The sequence below is a fragment of the Pseudomonas sp. genome, from assembly GCF_026224925.1.
GTDB lineage: Bacteria > Pseudomonadota > Gammaproteobacteria > Pseudomonadales > Pseudomonadaceae > Aquipseudomonas.
In genome coordinates this window covers 1-3,260 of record NZ_JAMFRV010000512.1, presented here as the reverse complement: position 1 = coordinate 3,260, position 3,260 = coordinate 1, and the positions used below count along the sequence as shown (strand labels likewise).

Here is a 3,260-nt window from a genome sequence, read left to right as displayed (position 1 = left end):
GCTTCCCGAATAAATTCAGTCCCAAAGAATGGTTGGCACACGGCCCCTTTAACCCAGCACCTCACTCAATGGAATGAAGTTCAACCAATCGCCTTCAGCGACGGTGGTGCCTTCGCGAACCTCTATAAGCCCTTCAGCCCAGGCCGCGCTGCGCAATACGCCCGAACTTTGATTGCTGTAATACACCGCCCGGCCCTGTTCCAAGCGTCCACGTAAATACTCTCGACGATCACCTGGCTTGTTCCAAGTGAAACCCGCAGGCACCGGAAACTGCATCGGCGCGACGTCCGTTACACCCTGGCGGCGCAGCAAATACGGCCGAGCAAGCAGCGCAAAGGTCACCAGTGTCGAAGCCGGGTTGCCCGGCAGGCCGATTACCGGTACGCCTCTAAAATGGCCAAAGGTCAGTGGTTTGCCAGGTTTGATCGCCAGTTTCCACAACGACAATTCGCCGTCTTCACGCAGTGCATGCCCGAGAAAATCCGCTTCGCCCACCGACACGCCACCCGTCGACAATATCAAGTCAACGTGGCTTAAACTGCCCAGCGCATGTCGGGTTTTCTCCAAGTCGTCCGGCAAGATACCGGCATCCACAACCTCGCAACCCAGCCGCTGTAACCAACTGCACAGCAAGACCCGGTTACTGTTGTAGATCTGCCCTGGACCCAACGGCAGCCCAGGCTCTATCAATTCATCGCCGGTAGACAACACGGCCACGCGCACACGCCGAACCACGGTCAGTTCCGCCAGACCCAACGAGGCCGCCAGACCCAATTCAATCGGCCCCATGCGCGTCCCTGCAGCCAACACCTGCTCGCCGACAGTGGTCTCCTGCCCCTGCGGACGGATGTTTTGCCCGGTTTTCAGCGGTTCTATAAAGCGAACCCGTTGATCGTCCTGGACTTCAGCGTTTTCTTGCATCTCCACACAGTCAGCGCCAGCCGGAACCGGTGCCCCCGTAAAAATTCTCGCGCAGGTTCCGGGGGTGAGTGGTTCTGGGGCCTGGCCGGCAAATATGCGCTGACTAACTGGCAACGGCTCGCCGGCCCAGTCCGCCAAGCGCAGCGCATAACCGTCCATGGCGCTGTTGGGCCACGGCGGTAAATCCAGCGTAGCGACCAAATCATTCGCCAGGACTCGTCCTTCTGCGTGTGCTAACAGCACCCGCTCGCGCTCCAGGATCGGCGTGGCTTCAGCCATCTCCAGCAAGCGCACCATGGCGACTTCGACGGGTATCATCGGCCGCGCTTCAATACCGCTCATATCAGGTCACCCACGTGTTGCGCAGGGCTCTGCCTGCTTGAGATGAGGGACGAAATTGCACGGGCGATGACGTGAATCCAATTGCTCGGCAAGGATACCGTCCCAACCGGTACGGCAAGCATTGGTAGAACCCGGCAGACAGCACACCAATGTGCCGTTGGCCAAGCCTGCCAATGCCCGGGACTGCACGGTAGAGGAACCAATATCGACCATGGAAATTTGGCGAAACATCTCACCGAAGCCGTCGACTTTCTTGTCCAGCAAACAGCCCACCGCTTCGGGTGTGCTGTCGCGGCCAGTAAACCCGGTGCCGCCGGTAATCAATACGACTTGCACTTCGTCGTCAGCGATCCAGGTAGCCACTTGGGCGCGAATTTTGTACAGGTCATCTTTAAGCAAGACTCGCTCAATCAGGCTATGACCTGCCTCGGTCAGACGATCGACGAATACTTGGCCGGAGGTATCCGTTTCACGGGTACGGGTATCGCTGACGGTCAACACGGCGATATTCAAAGGAACAAAAGGTGTATCAGCCTTGGCTTTCATAGGCTCAATCCAAAGAGAGAGAAATAGCCCGCTGTTATATCACAGGGTGGTTTTCCCGACCCCTTGGTTAACCTGTCGGCGTGAATCACCCACGGCGGCACTATTCAGGGAACTTGCCAGTGATGTATACGTCTCAAGGTCGTAAGCTCTAAACAAAAGTATTCCCTGACGGAGATTTGTAATGACTCAACGGACCCTAACCGCCGCCTTCCTGCTCGCACTGAGCATGGCCAGCCTTGCCGGCTGTGCTTCGCCAACTGTGATAACCCTGAATGATGGACGGGAAATCCAGGCTGTTGACACGCCAAAGTTCGATGAAGACACCGGTTTCTACGAATTCAAGCAACTGGATGGCAAAGAAATTCGCGTCAACAAAGATCAGGTTCGTACCGTTAAAGAGCTGTAAGTTTTAACACTTTCACGTTTTGAAGTGCCGCCTGCGACCTATGTCGCGGGCGGGTGGTGGCAGTACGCAAATCACTGCGGATCGGCGGTGTGAAAACGTTCTGTATTTTTACCATTTCAGCTCGATTTCGCTTTCGAAATGCCGAGCCTCACCAGACAACGGATCAACGAAACGCAGACCTTTCGCCAGCAGTTTTAATGGCAGGTCGAAGTTGTCCGCAGCAGTTTTAATCACGTCCGGATAAAACGGGTCGTTGCAGATGGGCGCCCCCAACGCAGCCATATGCACGCGCAATTGATGTTTTTTGCCCGTGACCGGGTACAACCCATAACGCCACCAGTCACCCTGACGCTCGCTGACTTCAATCCGGGTCTCAGTATTACTGGTACCTGAACCTTCGCACATACGAAAAAAGGGTTCGCCTGCCACCAGGCGGCTTTTATGCACCCTGGGAAACTCAACCTCAGGCAATGCCCGCGCGATAGCCTCATAACGCTTGTCGATTTGACGGGTCGGGAACAACGACTGGTAGGCCGAGCGACTGCTTTTGTTTGCAGAGAACAACACCAGCCCCGCCGTGTGCCGATCAATGCGGTGTAACGGCACCAGATCCGGGTTGTCCAGACGGCGTATCAGGCGTCGAAGCAACGTTTGCTCGACGTATTCACCCGCAGGCGTCACCGGAAGAAAGTGCGGCTTGTCCGCCACCACCAAGTGCTCGTCCGCGTACAAGATTGTTTCCAGTACAGGGATCGGTGTTTCATTCGGCACTTCGCGAAAATAGTGAACGCGCAAGCCTTCTTTATAAGCCAGTGCCGGGGTGATGGCCAAACCATTGGCATCCAGCACCCGCCCTCGGGCGATTCGGTCCAGCCATTGCTCCCGGCTGATCGCCCCAAAATGCGCGCACAGGCAGTCCAGAACCGTAGCCCACGGCCCGGCGGGAAGGTACAAGGTACTGGCCTGGCTTTGGGAGGGAGAAAAGACGGACTCAGACATGAATTGACTCAACAGCGTGACAGGCCTTGATTGGCCGGTTGCGCAT

4 protein-coding genes are annotated in these 3,260 nt (G+C 56.4%); 1 reads left to right on the top strand and 3 read right to left on the bottom strand.

Translation table 11 applies throughout. The features are described 5' to 3' along the window. Positions 1-48: 48 nt before the first annotated feature. Complete coding sequence (glp, locus tag M0974_RS21760) at positions 49-1,263, bottom strand: gephyrin-like molybdotransferase Glp (RefSeq protein ID WP_297841554.1); 1,215 nt, start codon at positions 1,261-1,263, stop codon at positions 49-51. Positions 1,264-1,269: 6 nt separating this feature from the next. After that, positions 1,270-1,809 carry a molybdenum cofactor biosynthesis protein B gene (gene moaB / locus M0974_RS21755; RefSeq protein WP_297841551.1) on the bottom strand — a complete coding sequence of 180 codons (540 nt, stop codon included), beginning with the start codon at positions 1,807-1,809 and terminating at the stop codon, positions 1,270-1,272. A 181-nt stretch (positions 1,810-1,990) separates the two neighbouring features. Here moaB and M0974_RS21750 point away from each other — a divergent pair, with 181 nt between their 5' ends. Next, on the top strand, positions 1,991-2,215 hold the full coding sequence (locus M0974_RS21750) for a YgdI/YgdR family lipoprotein (protein WP_297841548.1): 225 nt from the start codon (positions 1,991-1,993) through the stop codon (positions 2,213-2,215). A gap of 108 nt (positions 2,216-2,323) precedes the next feature. Here the strand turns inward: M0974_RS21750 and M0974_RS21745 are convergent, their stop codons facing one another. After that, positions 2,324-3,214: a pseudouridine synthase gene (locus M0974_RS21745; protein WP_297841556.1), complete on the bottom strand. Its 891-nt coding sequence runs from the start codon at positions 3,212-3,214 to the stop codon at positions 2,324-2,326. Between the last annotated feature and the right edge of the window lie 46 nt (positions 3,215-3,260).